This is a genomic window from Streptomyces sp. NPDC053367 (assembly GCF_044545925.1).
GTDB lineage: Bacteria > Actinomycetota > Actinomycetes > Streptomycetales > Streptomycetaceae > Streptomyces.
The window spans coordinates 30295-50202 of record NZ_JBITYN010000005.1; the positions used below are offsets into that span (position 1 = coordinate 30295).

20 protein-coding genes are annotated in these 19908 nt (G+C 71.5%); 12 read left to right on the forward strand and 8 right to left on the reverse strand.

Annotated features, from left to right (window positions below):
* Positions 1 to 62: 62 nt before the first annotated feature.
* Complete coding sequence (locus ACIGXJ_RS15490; RefSeq protein WP_399644921.1) at positions 63 to 689, forward strand: TetR/AcrR family transcriptional regulator; 627 nt, start codon at positions 63 to 65, stop codon at positions 687 to 689.
* Between the two features lie 121 nt (positions 690 to 810).
* Here ACIGXJ_RS15490 and ACIGXJ_RS15495 read toward each other — a convergent pair whose 3' ends face one another.
* The 5 genes from ACIGXJ_RS15495 to ACIGXJ_RS15515 all read right to left on the reverse strand — a co-directional run bounded on the left by ACIGXJ_RS15495 (position 811) and on the right by ACIGXJ_RS15515 (position 4189).
* A complete protein-coding gene (locus ACIGXJ_RS15495; protein ID WP_399644923.1) occupies positions 811 to 2511 on the reverse strand; it encodes a methylmalonyl-CoA mutase in 1701 nt (566 codons plus the stop codon).
* Positions 2512 to 2586: 75 nt separating this feature from the next.
* Entirely contained in the window at positions 2587 to 2925 is a 339-nt protein-coding gene (locus ACIGXJ_RS15500) for a DUF3817 domain-containing protein (RefSeq protein ID WP_399644925.1), read from the reverse strand.
* A 58-nt stretch (positions 2926 to 2983) separates the two neighbouring features.
* Positions 2984 to 3493, reverse strand: coding sequence for a MarR family winged helix-turn-helix transcriptional regulator (locus tag ACIGXJ_RS15505; RefSeq protein WP_399644927.1), 510 nt, complete (start codon positions 3491 to 3493; stop codon positions 2984 to 2986).
* Between the two features lie 58 nt (positions 3494 to 3551).
* On the reverse strand, positions 3552 to 3848 hold the full coding sequence (locus ACIGXJ_RS15510; protein WP_399644929.1) for an MTH1187 family thiamine-binding protein: 297 nt from the start codon (positions 3846 to 3848) through the stop codon (positions 3552 to 3554).
* Positions 3845 to 4189 carry a DUF3817 domain-containing protein gene (locus tag ACIGXJ_RS15515; protein WP_399644931.1) on the reverse strand — a complete coding sequence of 115 codons (345 nt, stop codon included), beginning with the start codon at positions 4187 to 4189 and terminating at the stop codon, positions 3845 to 3847. The genes ACIGXJ_RS15510 and ACIGXJ_RS15515 overlap by 4 nt, the downstream gene beginning before the upstream one ends.
* Positions 4190 to 4361: 172 nt before the next feature.
* Between ACIGXJ_RS15515 and ACIGXJ_RS15520 the strand changes: the two genes are divergently transcribed.
* The 4 genes from ACIGXJ_RS15520 to ACIGXJ_RS15535 all read left to right on the forward strand — a co-directional run bounded on the left by ACIGXJ_RS15520 (position 4362) and on the right by ACIGXJ_RS15535 (position 7017).
* Positions 4362 to 4994: an AIM24 family protein gene (locus tag ACIGXJ_RS15520; RefSeq protein ID WP_399645964.1), complete on the forward strand. Its 633-nt coding sequence runs from the start codon at positions 4362 to 4364 to the stop codon at positions 4992 to 4994.
* A 1-nt stretch (position 4995) separates the two neighbouring features.
* Positions 4996 to 5646 (forward strand): AIM24 family protein, encoded by a 651-nt coding sequence (locus ACIGXJ_RS15525; RefSeq protein WP_399644933.1) that lies wholly within the window; start codon positions 4996 to 4998, stop codon positions 5644 to 5646.
* A complete protein-coding gene (locus ACIGXJ_RS15530; protein ID WP_399644935.1) occupies positions 5643 to 6434 on the forward strand; it encodes an AIM24 family protein in 792 nt (263 codons plus the stop codon). The genes ACIGXJ_RS15525 and ACIGXJ_RS15530 overlap by 4 nt, the downstream gene beginning before the upstream one ends.
* A 106-nt stretch (positions 6435 to 6540) precedes the next feature.
* Positions 6541 to 7017: a MarR family winged helix-turn-helix transcriptional regulator gene (locus tag ACIGXJ_RS15535; protein WP_399644937.1), complete on the forward strand. Its 477-nt coding sequence runs from the start codon at positions 6541 to 6543 to the stop codon at positions 7015 to 7017.
* Positions 7018 to 7079: 62 nt separating this feature from the next.
* Here the strand turns inward: ACIGXJ_RS15535 and meaB are convergent, their stop codons facing one another.
* Together meaB and ACIGXJ_RS15545 are read right to left on the reverse strand one after the other, a co-directional pair.
* A complete protein-coding gene (meaB, locus tag ACIGXJ_RS15540) occupies positions 7080 to 8036 on the reverse strand; it encodes a methylmalonyl Co-A mutase-associated GTPase MeaB (protein WP_399644939.1) in 957 nt (318 codons plus the stop codon).
* Positions 8037 to 8078: 42 nt separating this feature from the next.
* Positions 8079 to 9284, reverse strand: coding sequence for an acetyl-CoA C-acetyltransferase (locus tag ACIGXJ_RS15545; RefSeq protein ID WP_399644941.1), 1206 nt, complete (start codon positions 9282 to 9284; stop codon positions 8079 to 8081).
* A 147-nt stretch (positions 9285 to 9431) separates the two neighbouring features.
* Between ACIGXJ_RS15545 and mce the strand changes: the two genes are divergently transcribed.
* From mce to ACIGXJ_RS15580, 7 genes are all read left to right on the forward strand, one after another.
* Positions 9432 to 9872 carry a methylmalonyl-CoA epimerase gene (gene mce, locus ACIGXJ_RS15550; RefSeq protein WP_399644943.1) on the forward strand — a complete coding sequence of 147 codons (441 nt, stop codon included), beginning with the start codon at positions 9432 to 9434 and terminating at the stop codon, positions 9870 to 9872.
* 210 nt (positions 9873 to 10082) lie between these two features.
* Positions 10083 to 14195 carry a polarized growth protein Scy gene (gene scy, locus ACIGXJ_RS15555; RefSeq protein WP_399644945.1) on the forward strand — a complete coding sequence of 1371 codons (4113 nt, stop codon included), beginning with the start codon at positions 10083 to 10085 and terminating at the stop codon, positions 14193 to 14195.
* 205 nt (positions 14196 to 14400) lie between these two features.
* Positions 14401 to 15336 (forward strand): cellulose-binding protein, encoded by a 936-nt coding sequence (locus ACIGXJ_RS15560; protein WP_399644947.1) that lies wholly within the window; start codon positions 14401 to 14403, stop codon positions 15334 to 15336.
* A gap of 85 nt (positions 15337 to 15421) precedes the next feature.
* Entirely contained in the window at positions 15422 to 16375 is a 954-nt protein-coding gene (locus ACIGXJ_RS15565) for an ABC transporter ATP-binding protein (RefSeq protein WP_399644949.1), read from the forward strand.
* 2 nt (positions 16376 to 16377) lie between these two features.
* Complete coding sequence (locus ACIGXJ_RS15570; protein ID WP_399644951.1) at positions 16378 to 17148, forward strand: ABC transporter permease; 771 nt, start codon at positions 16378 to 16380, stop codon at positions 17146 to 17148.
* A 170-nt stretch (positions 17149 to 17318) separates the two neighbouring features.
* Positions 17319 to 18545: an ABC transporter ATP-binding protein gene (locus ACIGXJ_RS15575; protein ID WP_399644953.1), complete on the forward strand. Its 1227-nt coding sequence runs from the start codon at positions 17319 to 17321 to the stop codon at positions 18543 to 18545.
* Positions 18542 to 19393, forward strand: a complete 852-nt coding sequence (locus ACIGXJ_RS15580; protein WP_399644955.1) for an ABC transporter permease — start codon at positions 18542 to 18544, stop codon at positions 19391 to 19393. The genes ACIGXJ_RS15575 and ACIGXJ_RS15580 overlap by 4 nt, the downstream gene beginning before the upstream one ends.
* Positions 19394 to 19411: 18 nt before the next feature.
* Here ACIGXJ_RS15580 and ACIGXJ_RS15585 read toward each other — a convergent pair whose 3' ends face one another.
* Positions 19412 to 19747 carry an ATP/GTP-binding protein gene (locus tag ACIGXJ_RS15585; protein WP_399644957.1) on the reverse strand — a complete coding sequence of 112 codons (336 nt, stop codon included), beginning with the start codon at positions 19745 to 19747 and terminating at the stop codon, positions 19412 to 19414.
* Between the last annotated feature and the right edge of the window lie 161 nt (positions 19748 to 19908).

Here is a 19908-nt window from a genome sequence, read left to right on the forward strand (position 1 = left end):
CGGTGATCTGCCTCACTGCCGCGTCCGGTGTCGGGCCGGGAACGGCGGTTTATGGTCATGGCATGCAGCACCGCACCCCCGCCGTCCGAGGCCGTCCGCGCAGCGCCGCCGCCGACACGGCGATCCTCGCCGCGACGCGTGCCGCGCTGGTGGAGCTGGGCTGGTCGAAACTCACGCTGGGAGACGTGGCGACGCGGGCGGGGGTCGCCAAGACGACCCTCTACCGCCGGTGGGCGGGCAAGAACGAACTCGTCGTGGACGCGGTGGCGGAACTCTTCGACGAGCTGCGTCTGCCGGACCGCGGCTCCCTGGCGGCGGACATCGAGGGCGTGGTCCTGCAGTTCGCGGCGATCCTCGCCAGACCCGAGGCCAGGAGCGGGCTGATGGCGGTGGTGGCCGAGTCCACGCGGGACGACGCCCTGCGGGAGCGCATCCGCTGCTCGATCGTGGAGCGGCAGAAGGTCCTGGTGACCGAGGGACGCGAACGGGCCCAGGCGCGCGGGGAGCTGCCCCGGGAGCACGACACCGCCGAGGCCGCCCGCATGGCCGACCTCATCTTCGACATGGTGGCCGGGGCGGTGGTGCACCGCACCCTGGTGAGCGCCGAGCCGGCGGACGAGGAGTGGGTGCGGGCCTTCACGAGAGTGCTGGTGCTGGGGCTTGCGGCGGGGCCGGAGGGGGCGGGCTGATCCGCACCGCCGGCCTCACGCCGCGGGCAGCATGCGTGCCGTCCGGGGCGGCGCGGACGGGCCGGGTGCCCCTCGGGGGAGGCACCCCATGGCACCGGGGTGCCCCGGCGGCGACGCCCTGTCAGAAGCCGGGCGGCTCCGTGTAGACGCCCCACTCGTCCCGCAGCACCCCGCAGATCTCGCCCAGGGTCGCCTCCGCGCGGACCGCGTCCAGCATGGGCTCGATCATGTTGGAGCCGTCGCGGGCGGAGGCCAGCATGGCGTCCAGGGCGGAGCGCACGGCCGCCTCGTCGCGGTCGGCCCTGCGGGAGGCCAGCACGCGCACCTGCTCGCGCTCGACCTCGTGGCTGACGCGCAGGATCTCCAGGTCGCCGGTGACGGAGCCGGTGTGGACGTTGACGCCCACCACCCTCTTGTCACCCTTCTCCAGCGCCTGCTGGTACCGGAAGGCGGACTCGGCGATCTCGCCGGTGAACCAGCCGTCCTCGATGCCGCGCAGGATGCCGGAGGTGACGGGCCCGATGGGGTGCTGCCCGTCGGGGTGCGCCCGCAGGCCGCGCTCCTTGATCTGGTCGAAGATCTTCTCGGCGTCGGCCTCGATGCGGTCGGTGAGCTGCTCGACGTACCAGGAACCGCCCAGCGGGTCGGCCACGTTGGCGACGCCGGTCTCCTCCATCAGCACCTGCTGCGTGCGCAGCGCGATCTCCGCGGCCTGCTCGCTCGGCAGGGCGAGGGTCTCGTCGAGGGCGTTGGTGTGCAGCGAGTTGGTCCCGCCGAGGACGGCGGCCAGGGCCTCCACCGCCGTACGGACGACGTTGTTGTACGGCTGCTGCGCGGTCAGCGACACGCCCGCGGTCTGGGTGTGGAAGCGCAGCCACTGGGACTTGGCGGACCGGGCGCCGTAGACGTCGCGCATCCAGCGCGCCCAGATGCGGCGCGCGGCACGGAACTTGGCGATCTCCTCGAAGAAGTCGACGTGCGCGTCGAAGAAGAAGGACAGCCCGGGCGCGAACGCGTCCACGTCGAGGCCGCGGCTGAGGCCCAGCTCGACGTAGCCGAAGCCGTCGGCGAGCGTGTACGCCAGCTCCTGCGCGGCCGTCGCGCCCGCCTCGCGGATGTGGTAGCCGGAGACGGAGAGCGGCTTGTACGCCGGGATCCTCGCGCTCGTGTACTCCATCAGGTCGCCGATGAGGCGCAGATGGGGCTCGGGCTGGAAGAGCCACTCCTTCTGGGCGATGTACTCCTTGAAGATGTCGGTCTGCAGGGTGCCGTTGAGCACCGCCGGGTCGACACCCTGCCGCTCGGCGGCGACGAGGTACATGCAGAAGACCGGCACGGCCGGCCCGCTGATGGTCATGGAGGTGGTGACGTCCCCGAGCGGGATGTCCTTGAACAGCACCTCCATGTCGGCCGCGGAGTCGATGGCGACCCCGCAGTGCCCGACCTCGCCCAGCGAGCGCGGGTCGTCGGAGTCGCGGCCCATGAGCGTCGGCATGTCGAACGCGACGGAGAGCCCGCCGCCGCCGTTGCCGAGGATCATCTTGTAGCGCTCATTGGTCTGCTCGGCGTTGCCGAACCCGGCGAACTGCCGGATGGTCCACGTACGCCCCCGGTAGCCGGTCGGGTACAGCCCCCGGGTGAAGGGGTACTCCCCCGGCCACCCGATCCGTTCGAACCCGTCGTACGTGTCTCCCGGCCGCGGCCCGTACACCGGCTCCACGGGGTCCCCGGAGAGCGTGGTGAAGTCAGCGTCGCGCGTGCGCGCGGCGTCGTACCGGGCCTGCCAGCGACGGCGGCCCTCCTCGATGGCGTCAGCGTCCATGCTTCGAATTTACTAGGACGTCCTAGTAAATGTCGATGGGAGACCGCCGCGAGCATGCTCACGGCGGTTCGGGGTTTACGCCTTGGCGACCGTGGGGGTACCGTCCGCGACCAGCGGCTCCACCTCGCGGGAGATCTTGCGCTCCACGAAGAAGGCGGCCGTCGGGATCGTGCCCGCGATCAGCACCCACAGCTGCTTGCCGACCGGCCACTTGGCCTTGGAGCCCAGGTCGAAGGCGAACACCAGGTACAGGACGTACAGCCAGCCGTGCGCGATGCCGACGACCTTGACGAAGCTGTCGGCCCCGCTCATGTCGGTCCCGTACTTCGCGATGCAGCCGAGGGTCAGCAGGACCAGCAGCACACCGGTGACGTAGGCCATGACGCGGTAGCGGGTCAGCACGGATTTCTTCATGCCGTCGAGCGTAACCGCCCGTTCCGGTAGATCTTGGCCGGGGTCCCGGGCCGCCCCCTCACTCCTCCGAGAAGTCCCCCGCCGCGATCCGCAGCGGTCTGAGCATCGCGAAGATCTCGCGGCACTCCTCGTCGTCGTACGCCGCGAGGCCGAAGTCCATGGACATCAGGTCGCGGGTGGCGGCGTCGACGACCTCGCGGCCCTTGTCGGTGATGGAGGCGAGGGTGCCGCGGCCGTCGTTGGGGTTGGGGCGCTTGGCGACGAGGCCGGAGCGCACCAGGCGGTCGACCGTGTTGGTCACGGAGGTGGGGTGCACCATGAGGCGCTCGCCGATCTTGGACATCGGCAGCTCGCCGGCCCTGGAGAAGGTGAGGAGCACGAGCGCCTCGTAGCGTGCGAACGTCAGCCCGTACGGCTTGACCACCGCGTCCACCTCGGCGAGCAGGATCTGGTGGGCCCGCATGATCGAGGTGATCGCGGCCATGGACGGCACTCCGCCCCAGCGCTGCTTCCAGAGCTCGTCGGCGCGGGCGATGGGATCGAACGGGAGACTGAGCGGCTTCGGCACGGCACCAGACCTTACCGGCCGGTCATTATGCGGTCAGCTCCGTCTCGCTTTTCGGGCGCTACGACTGATCCAGGTATCGCTCGACCGTGTCCACCTTGGACGTCAGACCGTCCGTCACACCGGGGCGGACGTCCGCCTTGAGGACCAGGGACACCCGGGGCGCACGCGCCTCCACGGCGGCCACCGCGCGCTTGACCACGTCCATGACCTCGTCCCACTCGCCCTCGATGGACGTGAACATGGCGTCCGTACGGTTCGGCAGGCCGGATGCGCGGACCACCCGCACGGCGTCGGCGACGTACTCCCCCACGTCCTCGCCGACCCCGAGCGGCGTCACGGAGAAGGCGACGATCATGCGCTGACGACTCCTTCCTTGCGGGCGCGGGAGGCGGTCACCGCGGCCTCGGACTCACGGCGCAGCCTGCGGTCGGCGAAGAAGCCGCCGGTCGGCAGGACGGAGAGGACGAAGTAGAGGGCGGCGGTCCCGAAGGACCACTTGGCGCGGTTCCAGGCGTCGGCCCAGAAGATCACGTACAGGACGAAGAGGACGCCGTGGACCGCGCCCATCACGGGCACCGCGTTGAAGTCCGTGGTGCGCTTGAGCACCGAGCAGACGAGAAGCAGCAGGAAGGACACGGCCTCGGGGGTCGAGACCAGGCGGAGCCGGCGCAGGGCGGAGGCGGTCTTGATGTCCACGGGTCACCTTCGGTGGAAGAGTCGTCGGCAGTTTGTGAACGGGTGCACAAACGTCCCCGCCATTGTGGCAAACCGGCCGGGGGTCCCGGCGACCGGGCCCCCGGGGGACGGCCGGGTCCGCCGGGGTGCCCTGTCGGTGGCAGGCCCTCCCGGCTACCTTCGCAGCGTGGCGATGTTCCGACTTCAGGGAAGCAAGGTGCTCGCCGTCGACATGACCGGGGATGCCGTGAGGGCGAAGAACGGCTCGATGGTCGCGTACGACGGGCAGATGGCCTTCAAGAAGCTGAGCGGCGGCGGCGAGGGGATCCGGGGCATGGTGACCCGGCGGCTCACCGGCGAGCAGATGACGATGATGGAGGTGAAGGGGCAGGGGACCTGCTGGTTCGCGGACCGGGCGTCCGAGATCAACCTGGTCGGCCTGCAGGGGGACAAGCTGTTCGTGGAGAGCAGCAACCTGCTGGCCACGGACGCGGGGCTGCGGACGGGGACCAGCTTCACCGGGGTGCGGGGCGCCTCGCAGGGCAACGGGCTGTTCACGACGACCGTCGAGGGGCACGGACAGGCCGCCATCACCTCCGACGGGCCCGCCGTCGTCCTGCGGGTCACTCCGCAGTACCCGCTGAACGTCGACCCGGGCGCCTACGTCGCGCACCAGGGCGACCTCCGGCAGACGTTCCAGTCGGGTGTGACCTTCCGCACGCTGCTCGGCGAGGGCGGCGGCGAGGCCTTCCAGATCCGCTTCGAGGGGGACGGGCTCGTGTACGTACAGCCGAGCGAGCGGAACACGATCGCGGGGGACGTGTGACATGACCTTGCGGGAGATCAACTCCAAGATGGTCGAGGCCACCGTCGCGCCGGGGCAGCGGCTGTTCAGCCAGCGCGGCGCGATGCTCGCCTACAAGGGGGAGGTGACGTTCACCCCGAACGTCGGCGGCGGGCAGGGCGGCGTCATGTCGATGATCGGGCGCCGGGTGGCGAACGAGGACACCCCGCTGATGACCGTCGAGGGCAGCGGCACCGTGTTCTTCGGGCACGGCGGCCACCATGTGCAGGTCATCCGGCTGACCGGTGACACCCTGTACGTCGAGGCCGACCGGCTGCTCGCCTTCGAGGGCACGCTGGAGCAGCGGACCGTGTTCCTCGGCGCACAGGGCGGCGTGATGGGCATGGTGCGCGGCCAGGTCAGCGGGCAGGGGCTGTTCACCACATCGCTGACCGGGCACGGGGCCGTGGCCGTGATGGCCCACGGGGGTGTGTTCGAGGTGCCCGTCACCCCGCAGCGGCCCGTGCACGTCGACCCCCAGGCCTACGTCGCCCACCACGGCGACGTCCGCAACAAGCTGTCGACCGCGCTCGGCTGGCGCGACATGGTGGGGCGCGGGTCCGGTGAGGCGTTCCAGCTGGAGCTCAGCGGCAGCGGCTCGGTGTACGTCCAGGCCTCGGAGGAGAAGCTGTGACCGCCCACCCCGGCGCGGGTCCCGTCGTGCACGACCCGCTGACGCTGCCCGCCGACGACAACGTCAACGCGTACACCTTCTGCGTGGAGCTCAAGGGGAGCCGGTGGTTCCTGCAGAAGGGGAAGATGGTCGCCTACTACGGCTCGATCGAGTTCAACGGCATCGGGCACGGCGGTTTGGACCGGCTTGTCCGTACGTCGTTCCATTCGCCTCTGCACGCCTCGGACTGGGTCGTGGCGGAGGGCTCGGGCAAGATGCTGCTCGCCGACCGGGCCTTCGACGTCAATTCCTATGACCTCGAGGACGGCAACCTGACCATTCGCTCGGGCAACCTGCTTGCTTTTCAGCCAACTCTGTCGCTGAAGCAATCGATCGTGCCGGGTTTTCTGACCCTCATCGGAACCGGCACGTTCGTGGCCGCGTCCAACGGTCCGGTGGTGTTCATGGAACCCCCGATCCGGGTGGACCCGCAGGCGCTCGTCGGATGGGCCGACTGCCCGTCTCCGTGCCATCACTACGACCATGGCTACATGACCGGTGTGATGGGCGGTCTACGTGCGCTGACGGGCCTCGGCGGGGCCTCCGGGGAGGAGCATCAGTTCGAGTTCGTCGGGGCGGGGACGGTGCTGCTGCAGTCGACCGAGACCCTGATGGCCGAGCAGGCCGCGGGGGCGGTTCCGCAGCAGGCCGGGGTGCCCGGCGGCGGGCCTCAGGGCGGCGCGGCCTCCGCGGGAGTACCGCGCCTTCCCGGACAGCTGGGAGACCTCCAGCGTCGCTTCGGGCTGTGAGCGGTAGTCTTCGGAGAGTGACATCGAACGCGTGCACGTAGTCATGCGCGCCGTCACGGCCACCCCCCATTAGTACGCCTTTCAACTTTTTAGGTAGACTTCATTCATGGAGACCGAAACGGCCACCCGCTGGCTGACCGATGCGGAGCAGTGCGCCTGGCGCACCCACCTGGAGGTCAACAGGCTGTTGACGTACCAGCTCGAAAAGGATCTGCAGCCGTTCGGACTGACGATGAACGACTACGAAATCCTGGTGAACCTCTCCGAGTCGGAGGACCGGCGGATGCGGATGAGCGACCTCGCCTCCGCCACCCTCCAGTCCAAGAGCCGCCTCTCGCACCAGATCACCCGTATGGAGAACGCCGACCTGGTGCGACGGGAGAACTGCGAGTCCGACCGCCGCGGGCTGTACGCGGTCCTCACCGAGCTCGGCATGGAGACCATGCAGCGGGTCGCGCCCCACCATGTCGCCTCCGTGCGCCGGCACTTCATCGACCTGCTCTCCCCCGAGGCGCTCACCGAGCTCGACAAGTCCCTGAAGCCGATCGCGGAGCACCTGCGCGGCCAGCGCGGCCGCCCGTGAACACGCGGCGGGCGGGGTTCCCCTGGGGAACCCCGCCCGCCGCGTGTCTCCTGAGACGCCCCCTACGCCTGCGTCAGACCCGCCACCAGATCGTCCGCCGCCCGGTACGGGTCCAGCTCGCCGGCGACGATCCGCTCGGCCAGCGCGCTGAGCCGGCGGTCGCCGTGCAGATCACCGATGCGTTCGCGAAGGGTCGTGACCGCGATGGTCTCCACCTCGTGGGCGGCGCGGGCCAGCCGGCGCTGCTGGAGGACGCCGTGCTCCTCCATCCACGCCCGGTGCTTCTCCAGCGCCTCGACGACCTCGTCGACGCCCTCGCCGCGCGCGGCGACCGTCTTCACGATCGGCGGCCGCCAGTCGCCCGGGGCCCGGGACTCGCCGAGGCCGAGCATGTGGTTCAGCTCGCGCGCGGTGGCGTCGGCGCCGTCCCGGTCGGCCTTGTTGACGACGTAGACGTCGCCGATCTCCAGGATGCCCGCCTTGGCGGCCTGGATGCCGTCGCCCATGCCCGGGGCCAGCAGCACCACGGAGGTGTCGGCCTGGGAGGCGATCTCCACCTCCGACTGGCCCACGCCGACCGTCTCCACCAGGACCACGTCGCAGCCGGCCGCGTCCAGGACGCGGATGGCCTGCGGCGCGGCCCACGCGAGGCCGCCCAGGTGGCCGCGCGTCGCCATGGAGCGGATGTAGACGCCCGGGTCGGAGGCGTGGTCCGACATCCGGATCCGGTCACCGAGCAGGGCGCCCCCGGAGAACGGGGAGGAGGGGTCGACGGCCAGGACGCCGACCCGCTTGCCCTGCTTGCGGTAGGCGGTGACGAGCGCCGAGGTGGAAGTCGACTTGCCGACACCCGGCGAGCCCGTCAGGCCCACCACATAGGCGTTGCCGGTGAGCGGAGCGAGCGCCGCCATGACCTCCCTGAGCTGCGGGGACGCCCCCTCCACCAGGGAGATCAGCCGGGCCACGGCACGCGGCCGGCCTTCCCTGGCCTGGGCCACCAGCGAGGAGACGTCCTGCATCACAGCTCCGTTCTTGACTTCGGGGTCGTACGGGAAACGAACTCAGGCCTTGGGTACCCGGACGATCAGCGCGTCACCCTGGCCGCCGCCGCCGCACAGCGCGGCCGCGCCGACACCGCCGCCGCGCCGCTTGAGCTCCAGCGCCAGGTGCAGCACCAGACGGGCGCCGGACATGCCGATGGGGTGGCCGAGCGCGATGGCGCCGCCGTTGACGTTCACCTTTTCCGTGGACACGCCGAGGTCCTTCATCGACTGCACGGCGACGGCGGCGAACGCCTCGTTGATCTCGATCAGGTCGAGGTCGGAGACCTCCAGGCCCTCCTTCTTGAGGGCGTGCAGGATCGCGTTCGACGGCTGCGACTGCAAAGAGTTGTCCGGGCCGGCCACGTTGCCGTGGGCGCCGATCTCGGCGATCCACTCCAGGCCCAGCTCCTGCGCCTTGGCCTTGCTCATCACGACCACCGCGGCGGCGCCGTCGGAGATCTGCGAGGAGGAGCCGGCGGTGATGGTGCCGTCCTTGGCGAACGCCGGGCGCAGCTTGCCGAGCGACTCCACGGTGGTCTCGGCGCGGATGCCCTCGTCCTTGCTGAAGACGACCGGCTCCCCCTTGCGCTGCGGGATCTCGACCGGGGTGATCTCGGCCTCGAAGATCCCGTTCTTCTGCGCGGCGGCGGCCCGCTGGTGGGACAGCGCGGCGATCTCGTCCTGCTCGGGGCGCCGGATACCCAGGCGGGTGTTGTGCTTCTCGGTGGACTCGCCCATGGCGATGCCCTCGAAGGCGTCGGTCAGACCGTCGTACGCCATGGCGTCGAGCATCTCGATCGCCCCGTACTTGAAGCCCTCGCGGGACTTCGGCAGCAGGTGCGGGGCGTTGGTCATCGACTCCTGGCCGCCCGCGACCACGATGTCGAACTCACCGGCGCGGATGAGCTGGTCCGCGAGGGCGATGGCGTCGAGGCCGGAGAGGCACACCTTGTTGATGGTGAGGGCCGGGACGCTCATGGGGATGCCGGCCTTCACGGCGGCCTGGCGCGCCGGGATCTGGCCCGCGCCGGCCTGGAGCACCTGGCCCATGATGACGTACTGCACCTGGTCGCCGCCGATCCCCGCACGGTCGAGGGCGGCCTTGATCGCGAAGCCGCCGAGGTCGGCTCCGGAGAAGGACTTCAGCGAGCCGAGCAGCCGCCCCATCGGGGTGCGGGCGCCCGCGACGATGACGGACGTCGTGCCGTTCGTTGCAGAAGACATGAGCTGCGATCCCCTTACCGGCTGCACAGCCGAGGAGTGAACGAGGGTTTACTCGAATGTACTGAGCGGTACTCCGCCCGTCATCGGGCGGTCGGTGTGATCGCGCGCACGTTGCGTAACCACCTCCGGAGCGCTCCACTGAGTTCCATGCTGACGCGAATCGACCACATCGGGATCGCCTGTTTCGACCTCGACAAGACCGTCGAGTTCTACCGGGCCACCTACGGCTTCGAAGTCTTCCACTCCGAGGTCAACGAGGAGCAGGGCGTGCGCGAGGCCATGCTCAAGATCAACGATACGTCCGACGGAGGCGCTTCCTACCTCCAGCTGCTCGAACCGACCCGCGAGGACTCCGCGGTCGGCAAGTGGCTCGCCAAGAACGGCGAGGGAGTGCACCACATCGCCTTCGGTACGGCGGACGTCGACGGGGACGCCGAGGCCATCCGCGGCAAGGGCGTCCGGGTGCTCTACGACGAGCCCCGGCGCGGCTCCATGGGGTCCCGGATCACCTTCCTGCACCCCAAGGACTGCCACGGCGTCCTCACGGAACTGGTGACTTCGGCGGCCGTTGAGTCACCTGAGCACTGACCCCCGTACATAAGGGCCGGTAGGGTTGGGTGCGGTCGCCCGCCTGTTCCGCGGGCGTCCGCACGCCGGGGTCCGGTTTTGGGGGACGAGCACCGGGCAGCAGCCCAAGCTCCGCCGTTGATCTGACACCATTCCCCGGGGGCCCCGTTCGGCGGATGGACGGAGCTCGTTCGGAAAGACTTGCGACCAGGGGACGGATGGGACCGCGCAGTGCGGGGCTACGAGAGCCAGGAGCGAGAGCCGGCGGCTGACGTCGACCACCTCTCTCGGTTCGAGGCCGAGATGAAGCGGCTGAGGACCGAGCGGGAAAAGGCGATCCAGCACGCCGAGGACCTCGGCTACCAGGTCGAGGTGCTGCGCGCCAAGCTGCACGAGGCGCGCCGCACCCTGATGACCAGGCCCGCCTACGACAGCGCCGACATCGGCTACCAGGCCGAGCAGTTGCTGCGCAACGCGCAGATGCAGGCCGACCAGATCCGCGCCGACGCCGAGCGCGAGCTGAGCCAGGCCCGGGCGCAGACCCAGCGCATCCTGCAGGAGCACGCCGAACAGGCGGCCCGGCTCCAGGCCGAGCTGCACCAGGAGGCGGTGACGCGCCGCCAGCAGCTCGACCAGGAGCTGGCCGAGCGCCGGCAGACCGTCGAGTCGCACGTCAACGAGAACGTGGCCTGGGCGGAGCAGCTGCGCGCCCGCACCGAGGCCCAGGCCCGCCGGCTGCTCGAGGAGTCCCGCGCCGAGGCCGAGCAGGCCATGGCCGCCGCCCGCGCGGAGGCCGAACGGCTGACCGCCGAGGCCCGCCAGCGGCTTCAGTCCGAGGCCGAGACCGCCCGCACCGAGGCCGAGCAGCTGCTGCGCCGCGCCCGCGCGGACGCCGAGCGGCTGCTGAACGCGGCGTCCACCCAGGCCCAGGAGGCCACCGACCACGCCGAGCAGCTGCGCTCGTCCGCGGCCGGCGAGTCCGACGCGGCCCGCCGCCAGGCCGCCGAGCTCTCCCGCGCCGCCGAGCAGCGCATGGCCGAGGCCGAGGAGGCGCTGCGCAAGGCGCAGACCGAGGCCGAGAAGCTCGTCACGGAGGCCAAGGAGGCCGCCGCCAAGGCGCTGGCCGGCGCCGAGGCCGCCAACGAGACCCGCACCCGCACCGCGAAGGAGCAGGTCGCCCGGCTGGTCGGCGAGGCCACCAAGGAGGCCGAGACCACGAGGGCGGAGGCCGAGCAGCAGCTCGCCGACGCCCGCGCGGAGGCCGAGAAGCTGATCGCCGAGGCCGTCGAGAAGGCCCGGACGCTCACCGCCGAGGAGTCCGCGACCCAGCTGTCGAAGGCGGCCAAGACCGCCGAGGACGTCCTGAACAAGGCGGCCGAGGAGGCCAAGCAGACCACCAGGGCCGCCGCCGAGGAGGCCGAGCGCATCCGCCGGGAGGCCGAGGCCGAGGCGGACCGGCTGCGCGCCGAGGCGCACGACATCGCCGAGCAGCTCAAGGGCGCGGCGAAGGACGACACCGAGGAATACCGCGCCAAGACGGTCGAGCTGCAGGAGGAGGCACGCCGGCTGCGCGGCGAGGCCGAGCAGCTCCGCGCCGACGCGGTCGACGAGGGCGAGAAGATCCGCGCCGAGGCCCGGCGCGAGGCCGTGGCGCAGATCGAGGAGGCCGCCAGGTCGGCCGAGGAGCTGCTGGCGAAGGCGAAGGCCGACGCCGACGAGCTGCGCCGCACCGCGACCGCGGACAGCGAGAAGGTCCGCACCGAGGCGATCGAGCGCGCGACCAGCTTGCGCCGGCAGGCCGAGGAGACCCTGGAGCGCACCCGCGCGGAGGCCGAGCGCCACCGCGAGGAGGTCGTGGAGCAGGCCGACGGCATCCGCGCGGACGCCGAGCGGGCCGCGCAGGAGCTGCGCGAGGAGACCGAGCGCGCGGTCGCGGCCCGGCAGGCGGAGGCCGCCGAGGAGCTGACCCGGCTGCACGGCGAGGCCGAGCAGCGCCTCGCCGCCGCCGAGCAGGCGCTGACCGAGGCCCGCGAGGAGGCCGAGCGGATCCGCCGAGAGGCCGCCGAGGAGACCGAGCGGCTGCGCGCCGAGGCCGCCGAGCGCATCCGTACGCTCCAGCAGCAGGCCGAGGCCGAGGCGGAGCGGCTGCGCACCGAGGCCGCCGCCGACGCGTCGGCGTCCCGCGCCGAGGGCGAGGCCGTCGCCGTACGGCTGCGCACCGAGGCCGCGACCGAGGCGGAGCGGCTGCGGACCGAGGCGCAGGAGAGCGCCGACCGGGTGCGCGCGGAGGCCCAGGCCGCCGCCGAGCGCCTGGGCACGGAGGCGTCGGAGACGCTGGCCGCCGCACAGGAGGAGGCCGCCCGGCGCCGCCGCGAGGCCGAGGAGCTGCTGGGCTCGGCCCGGCAGGAGGCCGACCAGGAGCGCGAGCGGGCCCGCGAGCAGAGCGAGGAGCTGCTGGCGAGCGCGCGCAAGCGCGTGGAGGAGGCGCAGGCCGAGGCGGTCCGGCTGGTCGAGGAGGCCGACCGGCGCGCGACCGAGATGGTGTCGGCCGCCGAGCAGCACGCGCAGCAGGTGCGCGAGTCGGTGGCGGGCCTGCACGAGCAGGCGCAGGAGGAGATCGCCGGACTGCGCTCGGCCGCCGAGCACGCTGCGGACCGCACCCGCCGCGAGGCCGAGGAGGAGGCGGACCGGGTCCGCGCCGACGCCTACGCCGAGCGGGAGCGGGCCAGTGAGGACGCGTCCCGGGTGCGCCGGGAGGCGTCCGAGGAGGCGGAGGCCGCCAAGGCGCTCGCCGAGCGCACGATGGCCGAGGCGATGGCCGAGTCCGAGCGGGTGCGCTCGGACGCCGCCGAGCACGCCCAGCGGGTGCGTACGGAGGCGTCGGACACCATCGCTCAGGCCGACCAGGACGCGGCGCGGACCCGGGCGGACGCCCGCGAGGACGCCAACCGCATCCGTTCGGACGCGGCGACGCAGGCGGACACCCTCATCTCCGAGGCCCGCAGCGAGGCCGAACGCCTGACGAACGAGACCAACGCCGAGGCGGAGCGGGTCCGCACCGAGGCGCTGGCAGCCGCCGAGCAGCTGACGTCGCAGACTGCCGCCGAAGCCGAGCGGGTCCGCACGGAGGCGCTGGCCTTCGCCGAGCAGCTGACCACCGAGACGGCCGCCGAGGCGGAGCGGGTGCGCACCGAGGCGCGCGAGGAGGCCGAGCGGCTCACGTCCGAGACGGTGGCCGAGGCCGACCGCGTACGGACCGAGGCGCTGGCCGAGGCGGAGCTGCTCGCCACCGATGCCGCGGCGGAGAGCGAGCGGGTGCGCGCGGAGGCCAAGGCGGCCGCCGAGCAGATGCTCGCGGACGCGAGCGGCGACGCCGAGCGGCTGCGGGCCGAGGCCGCCGAGACGGTCGGCTCCGCGCAGCAGCACGCCGAGCGGCTGCGGGCGGAGGCCGAGCGGCTGCGCGCGGAGGCGGCCGAGGAGGCCGAGCGGGTCACCGCGGCCGCCCGCGAGGAGGCCGAGCGCACCCTCGACGAGGCCCGCAAGGACGCCAACAAGCGGCGCTCGGAGGCTGCCGAGCAGGTCGACACGCTCATCACGGAGACCACGGCCGAGGTCGACAAGCTGCTCAGCGAGGCGCAGGAGCAGGCGCTGAAGACCACCGCGGACGCCGAGACGCAGGCCGACACCATGGTGGGCGCGGCCCGCAAGGAGGCCGAGCGGATCGTCGCCGAGGCGACGATCGAGGGCAACTCCCGGGTGGAGAAGGCCCGTACGGACGCCGACGAGCTGCTGGTCGGGGCGCGCCGGGACGCGACCGCGATAAGGGAGCGCGCGGAGGAGCTGCGCGACCGCATCACCAGCGAGATCGAGGAGCTGCACGAGCGGGCCCGCCGGGAGGCCGCCGAGACGATGAAGTCGACCGGCGACCGCTGCGACGCGCTGATCAAGGCCGCCGAGGAGCAGCTGGCCAAGGCCGAGGCGAAGGCCAAGGAGCTGGTGTCGGAGGCGAGTTCCGAGGCCGGCAAGGTGCGGATCGCCGCGGTGAAGAAGGCCGAGGGCCTGCTGAAGGAGGCCGAGCAGAAGAAGGCCAAGCTGGTCAAGGAGGCCGAGGAGCTCAAGGCCGAGGCGATCCGCGAGGCCCGGCGCACGGTCGAGGAGGGCAAGCGGGAGCTGGAGGTCCTGGTGCGCCGGCGCGAGGACATCAACGCCGAGATCTCCCGGGTCCAGGACGTCCTGGAGGCGCTGGAGTCCTTCGAGGCCCCGGCCCCGGCCAAGGACGGGGGCGTCAAGGCGGGCGCCACGGTGGGAGCCCCCCGTTCGGGTGGCAAGCCGTCGGACGGCTAGTCAGGGCAGGGCGTTCCGGTGTGTTCTGGGTCCTTTGCCCAAGACGTTCCGGGAGCTTTGCCCAGGACTTGGCAAGCGATCCGCCGGTCAGCCACTCAAAAGAGGTGTCATTCTCCAGATCAAACACGCATCCGCTCGATGACACACCGTTCCGACCCCTAGGATTCCACCTATCACCTCACCGGTCTCATTCGACAGGAACCCCATGAGCGACACTTCCCCCTACGGCTTCGAGCTTGTGCGGCGTGGATACGACCGCGCTCAGGTGGACGAACGTATCTCCAAGCTCGTCTCCGACCGTGACAGTGCTCTCGCCCGCATCACCGCTCTGGAGAAGCGCATCGAGGAACTCCACCTCGAGACGCAGAACGCCCAGGCGCAGGTGAGCGACGCCGAGCCGTCGTACGCCGGCCTCGGTGCGCGCGTCGAGAAGATCCTGCGCCTCGCCGAGGAAGAGGCCAAGGACCTGCGCGAGGAGGCCCGCCGCGCGGCCGAGCAGCACCGCGAGCTCGCCGAGTCGGCCGCCCAGCAGGTGCGCAACGACGCCGAGTCGTTCGCCGCCGAGCGCAAGGCCAAGGCCGAGGACGAGGGCGTCCGGATCGTCGAGAAGGCCAAGAGCGACGCCGCTCAGCTGCGCTCGGAGGCGCAGAAGGACGCGCAGTCCAAGCGCGAGGAGGCCGACGCGCTCTTCGAGGAGACCCGCGCCAAGGCCGCGCAGGCCGCCGCGGACTTCGAGACCAACCTGGCCAAGCGCCGCGAGCAGTCCGAGCGCGACCTGGCGTCCCGGCAGCAGAAGGCGGAGAAGCGCCTCGCGGAGATCGAGCACCGCGCGGAGCAGCTGCGCCTGGAGGCGGAGAAGCTGCGCACCGACGCCGAGCGCCGTGCCCGCCAGACGGTGGAGACCGCGCAGCGCCAGGCCGAGGACATCGTGGCCGACGCCAACGCCAAGGCCGACCGCATCCGTTCGGAATCCGAGCGTGAGCTGGCCGCCCTCACCAACCGCCGCGACTCCATCAACGCCCAGCTGACGAACGTCCGCGAGATGCTCGCGACGCTCACCGGCGCCGCGGTGGCCGCGGCCGGCACCCCGGCCGACGACGAGCCGATCTCCCGCGGGGTCCCGGCGCAGCAGTCCCGGTAACCGTCGGACGACGCTCCGCCGAACGGCTGACGAGCCCTCTGCCACTGAAGTGGCAGGGGGCTTTGTCCCGTTCTAGCGTGGCCGCATGATCGAGCTCGAGGGGCTGACCAAGCGGTACGGCGAGAAGGTGGCGGTCAACCATCTGACCTTCACCGTCAGACCGGGCATCGTCACGGGCTTCCTCGGCCCGAACGGCGCCGGCAAGTCCACCACCATGCGGATGATGCTGGGCCTCGACCGGCCCACCGCCGGGGACGTCCGCATCGACGGCAAGCGCTACGACCAGCTGAAGGACCCGCTGACGTACATCGGGGCGCTGCTGGACGCCAAGGCGGTGCACGGCGGGCGCAGCGCCTTCAACCATCTGCTGTGCCTGGCGCAGAGCAACGGCATCCCGAGGGCCCGGGTGCAGGAGGTGCTGGACACGGTCGGCCTGACGGCGGTCGCCCGGAAGAAGGCCAAGGGGTTCTCGCTCGGCATGGGGCAGCGGCTGGGGATCGCGGCCGCGCTGCTCGGCGACCCGCGGATCCTGATGTTCGACGAGCCGGTCAACGGCCTCGACCCCGAGGGCATCCACTGGATCCGCACCCTGATGAAATCGCTCGCCGCCCAGGGCCGGACCGTGTTCGTCTCCTCGCACCTGATGAGCGAGATGGCGCTGACCGCGGACCATCTGGTGGTGATCGGCCAGGGGCGGCTGCTCGCCGACACCTCCATGGCCGACTTCATCGCCCGCAATTCACGGACGTACGTCCGGATCCGTACGCCGCAGCGCGAGCGGCTGCTCGATGTGCTGCACCAGGCCGGGATCACGGTGGTGGAGAGCGGCAGCGGGGCGCTGGAGGTGGACGGCGGCAAGCCCGAGCTGATCGGTGAGCTGGCCGCGCGGCACCAGATCGTGCTGCACGAGCTGAGCCCGCAGCAGGCCTCCCTGGAGGAGGCGTTCATGCAGCTGACGGCCGAGTCCGTCGAGTATCACGCGCACACCGGAACGCCTGCGCCGCAGCAGGCGTGGGGCGACGGCTGGAAGAGGGACTGAGCATGGCGGCCACCCAGGTCATCCGTTCCGAATGGACCAAGATCCGGTCGGTGGCGTCCACGGTGTGGACGCTCTCGCTGGCGGTGGTGGTCACCATCGCGCTGGGCATGCTGATCGCCGCGCTGTCGAAGAACGAGTTCGCCCGCCTGGACGCCCGCGAGCAACTGTCCTTCGACCCCACCTTCATCAGCTTCGCGGGGATGAGTCTCGGCCAGCTCGCGATGATCGTCTTCGGGGTGCTGGTGGTGTCCAACGAGTACAGCACCGGCATGATCCGCGTCTCGCTGTCCGCCGTACCGCAGCGGGCGACGTTCCTCTTCAGCAAGGTCGCCGTGGCGACGGGGCTGGCGCTGCTGGTGGGCTTGGCGACCAGCTTCGCCGCGTTCTTCCTCGGGCAGTCGATGCTGGGCTCGCTGAAGGCGTCCGTCGGCGACCCCGGCGTGCTGCGCGCGGTCCTCGGCGGCGGCCTCTACATGGCGCTGATCGCGATGTTCTCCATGGGCGTCGCCGCGATGCTGCGCTCGCCGATGCTCTCCCTCGGCATCCTGATGCCGTTCTTCTTCCTGATCTCCAACATCCTCGGCAACGTCGGCGCGACCAAGAAGATCGGCCGTTATCTGCCCGACCAGGCCGGCAGCAGGATCATGCAGGTGGTCCGCCCGGTCGACGACGACACCCCGTACGGCCCCTGGGGCGGGCTCGGCATCATGGCGCTGTGGGTGGCCGCCGCGCTGGCCGGCGGTTACGTGCTGCTGAAGCGCCGGGACGCCTAGGGCCTGTCGTTCGGACGCCGGGCTGATCCGAACGACAGGCCCTGAGTCGGTGGCGTGTTCGCGGCTGTTCTTTACCCGCTCTTGGAGGGAACCGTCAGCGCCCCGATATCCTCCTAACCCTTACGGGGGCGTGTGCCCCGCTGTCCTGAACCTTTCGATGGGTGCGGAGCATGATCGAGGCAGTCGGCCTGACGAAGCGCTACGGCGACAAGACCGCTGTACACAACCTTTCCTTCCAGGTGCGGCCGGGCGCCGTCACCGGCTTTCTCGGGCCGAACGGCTCGGGCAAGTCGACCACGATGAGGATGATCCTCGGCCTGGACAACCCCACCTCGGGGCAGGTGACGATCGGCGGCTACCCGTACCGCAAGCTGCCGAACGCGCCCCGCCAGGTCGGCGCGCTGCTCGACGCGAAGGCCGTGCACGGCGGCCGCTCGGCCCGCAACCACCTGCTCAGCCTGGCCCAGCTGTCCGGCATCCCGGCCCGCCGGGTCGACGAGGTGCTCGGCGTGGTCGGTCTGCAGGACGTGGCCCGCAAGCGGTCCAAGGGCTTCTCGCTCGGCATGGGCCAGCGCCTCGGCATCGCGGGCGCGCTGCTCGGCGACCCGCAGGTGCTGCTCTTCGACGAGCCGGTCAACGGCCTCGACCCCGAGGGCATCCTGTGGGTGCGCAACCTGATGAAGGCGCTCGCGGCGGAGGGCCGTACCGTCTTCGTCTCCTCGCACCTGATGAGCGAGATGGCGCTGACCGCCGACCACCTCATCGTGATCGGGCGGGGCCAGCTGCTCGCGGACATGAGCGTGCAGGACTTCATCGCCGCGAACTCGGCGGGCTTCGCCCGGGTGCGCACTCCCGACACCGAGCCGCAGCTGCGCGAGAAGCTGAGCTCCGCCCTGACCGAGGCGGGCGCGCATGTGCTGCCCGAGCAGGACGGCGCCCTGCGGGTGACCGGGCTGCCGCTCCCCCGCATCAGCGACATCGCCCACGACACCGACGTACGCCTGTGGGAGCTGTCGCCGCACCAGGCATCCCTGGAGGAGGCGTACATGCGGATGACCCAGGGCGCCGTCGACTACCGCTCCACCATCGACCAGAAGGCGGGCCTCCAGCAGCCGCTGCCGCCCGGTGTCCAGCCGCCGATGCCGGTCCCCGGCCAGGGTCAGCCCGGCTGGTACGCCCCGCCGCCGCCCCAGCAGGGCGGGCAGCCGTTCGGGACGGCGCAGGCGGAGAACCCGTACCTGCGGCAGACTCCGCAGGGGGCCCCGGCCCAGCCGCCGCAGGCCCCCGCCCCGCCGGCCGCGCCCGCGCCCCAGCCCCCGGCGGCCGCGCCGCAGGCACCTGCCGCCGCCCCCACCACCCCCTCCGTAGACACGACCAAGTCCGAGGACGTCCGATGAGCACGCCCCAGCCCCCGATGCCGCAGGCGGCGGCCGGTTCGCCGTACGCCGGTTACACCTCGCCCATCCCCGTGGTGCGCACGCACCTCGGGCACGCGCTCGCCTCCGAGTGGACGAAGATCAAGTCGATCCGGTCGACCATGTGGACGCTCGGCGTGTTCGTGCTGCTGGTCGTCGGCATCGGCCTGCTGACCGGCGGCGTGGTCGCGGCCAACTCCGAGGAGGCCGGACTCGGCGACGAGAACCCGCTGGGCCTCGGCTTCTTCGGGCTGCTGCTCGGCACCATGTGCGTGATCACGCTCGGCGTGCTGACCACGGCCTCCGAGTACGGCACCGGCATGATCCGCACGACCATGACCGCGTGCCCGAGCCGGGGCCGGGTGCTCGCCGCGAAGTCGATCGTGTTCTTCGTGCTGGCGTTCGTGGTGACCCTGCTGTCCTCCGGCCTGGTCGCCGTCGCCCAGATCGGCATGCTCAGCGACGCCCGCGAGCCCACCGGCGCGGAGTGGTTCAAGGGCACGGTCGGCGTGTCGCTCTACCTCGCCCTGCTGGGGCTGCTGTCGCTGCTGATCGGCTCGGTCATCCGGCACTCGGCGGGCGCCATCACCATCATGATCGCCGCCGTGCTGGCGCCGCTGGTGATCGCGCTGTTCATGTTCTCGGCGTCGCTGGAGGACCTGCGCCAGGCGCTGTTCGAGTACTCCATCCCGAACCAGCTCAGCGTGTTCTACTCCAACTCCCTCAGCGAGAGCGGCCCTTCCGGCTGGGACCCGCTGTGGATCATGCTGGTCGCGGTCGCCGCGGCCTTCGCCGGCGCCTACGCCCTGCTGGAGAAGCGGGACGTGTAGGCCCCTGGGGCAACTCCCTCAGAACTTCGGCGCGTTACGGGACCGCTGCACCCGCGTGGTGCGGCGGTCCCGTGCGTTCCAGCACGCCTTGTGCCAGTGCCTCCGGTCGTCGACGCCGGCGTGCGCGGGCCACGCCACGACATGCGGCACACCGGAGGGGATCATCTGGTCGCAGCCGGGGCAGCGGTAGGTCTTCCCCTGTGCGCTCGCGCCCGCCACATGGCGCACGGTCCAGTCCTCGCCGTGCCAGTCCACCGAGGACTCCCAGCCGCCGTAGCGGCCCGGCCGGTCGGCGTCGGCGGCACGGCCGGACGCGAGATCGCCACCCTTGGGTCGGTTGCGACGCGGGGACACAGAACACCTCACGGAGCTATACAGGAAGGACGGTCCGCGTCCAGCGTACGCGGCGCGCACAGGGGCACCCGGAGGGCCGCGGCGGGCCGGGGCGCCCGTCGAGTCCCCCGCCGGGCGGCCCATTCCGCAGACAATCCGCAAATTACTCCGTCAGGCCGTGT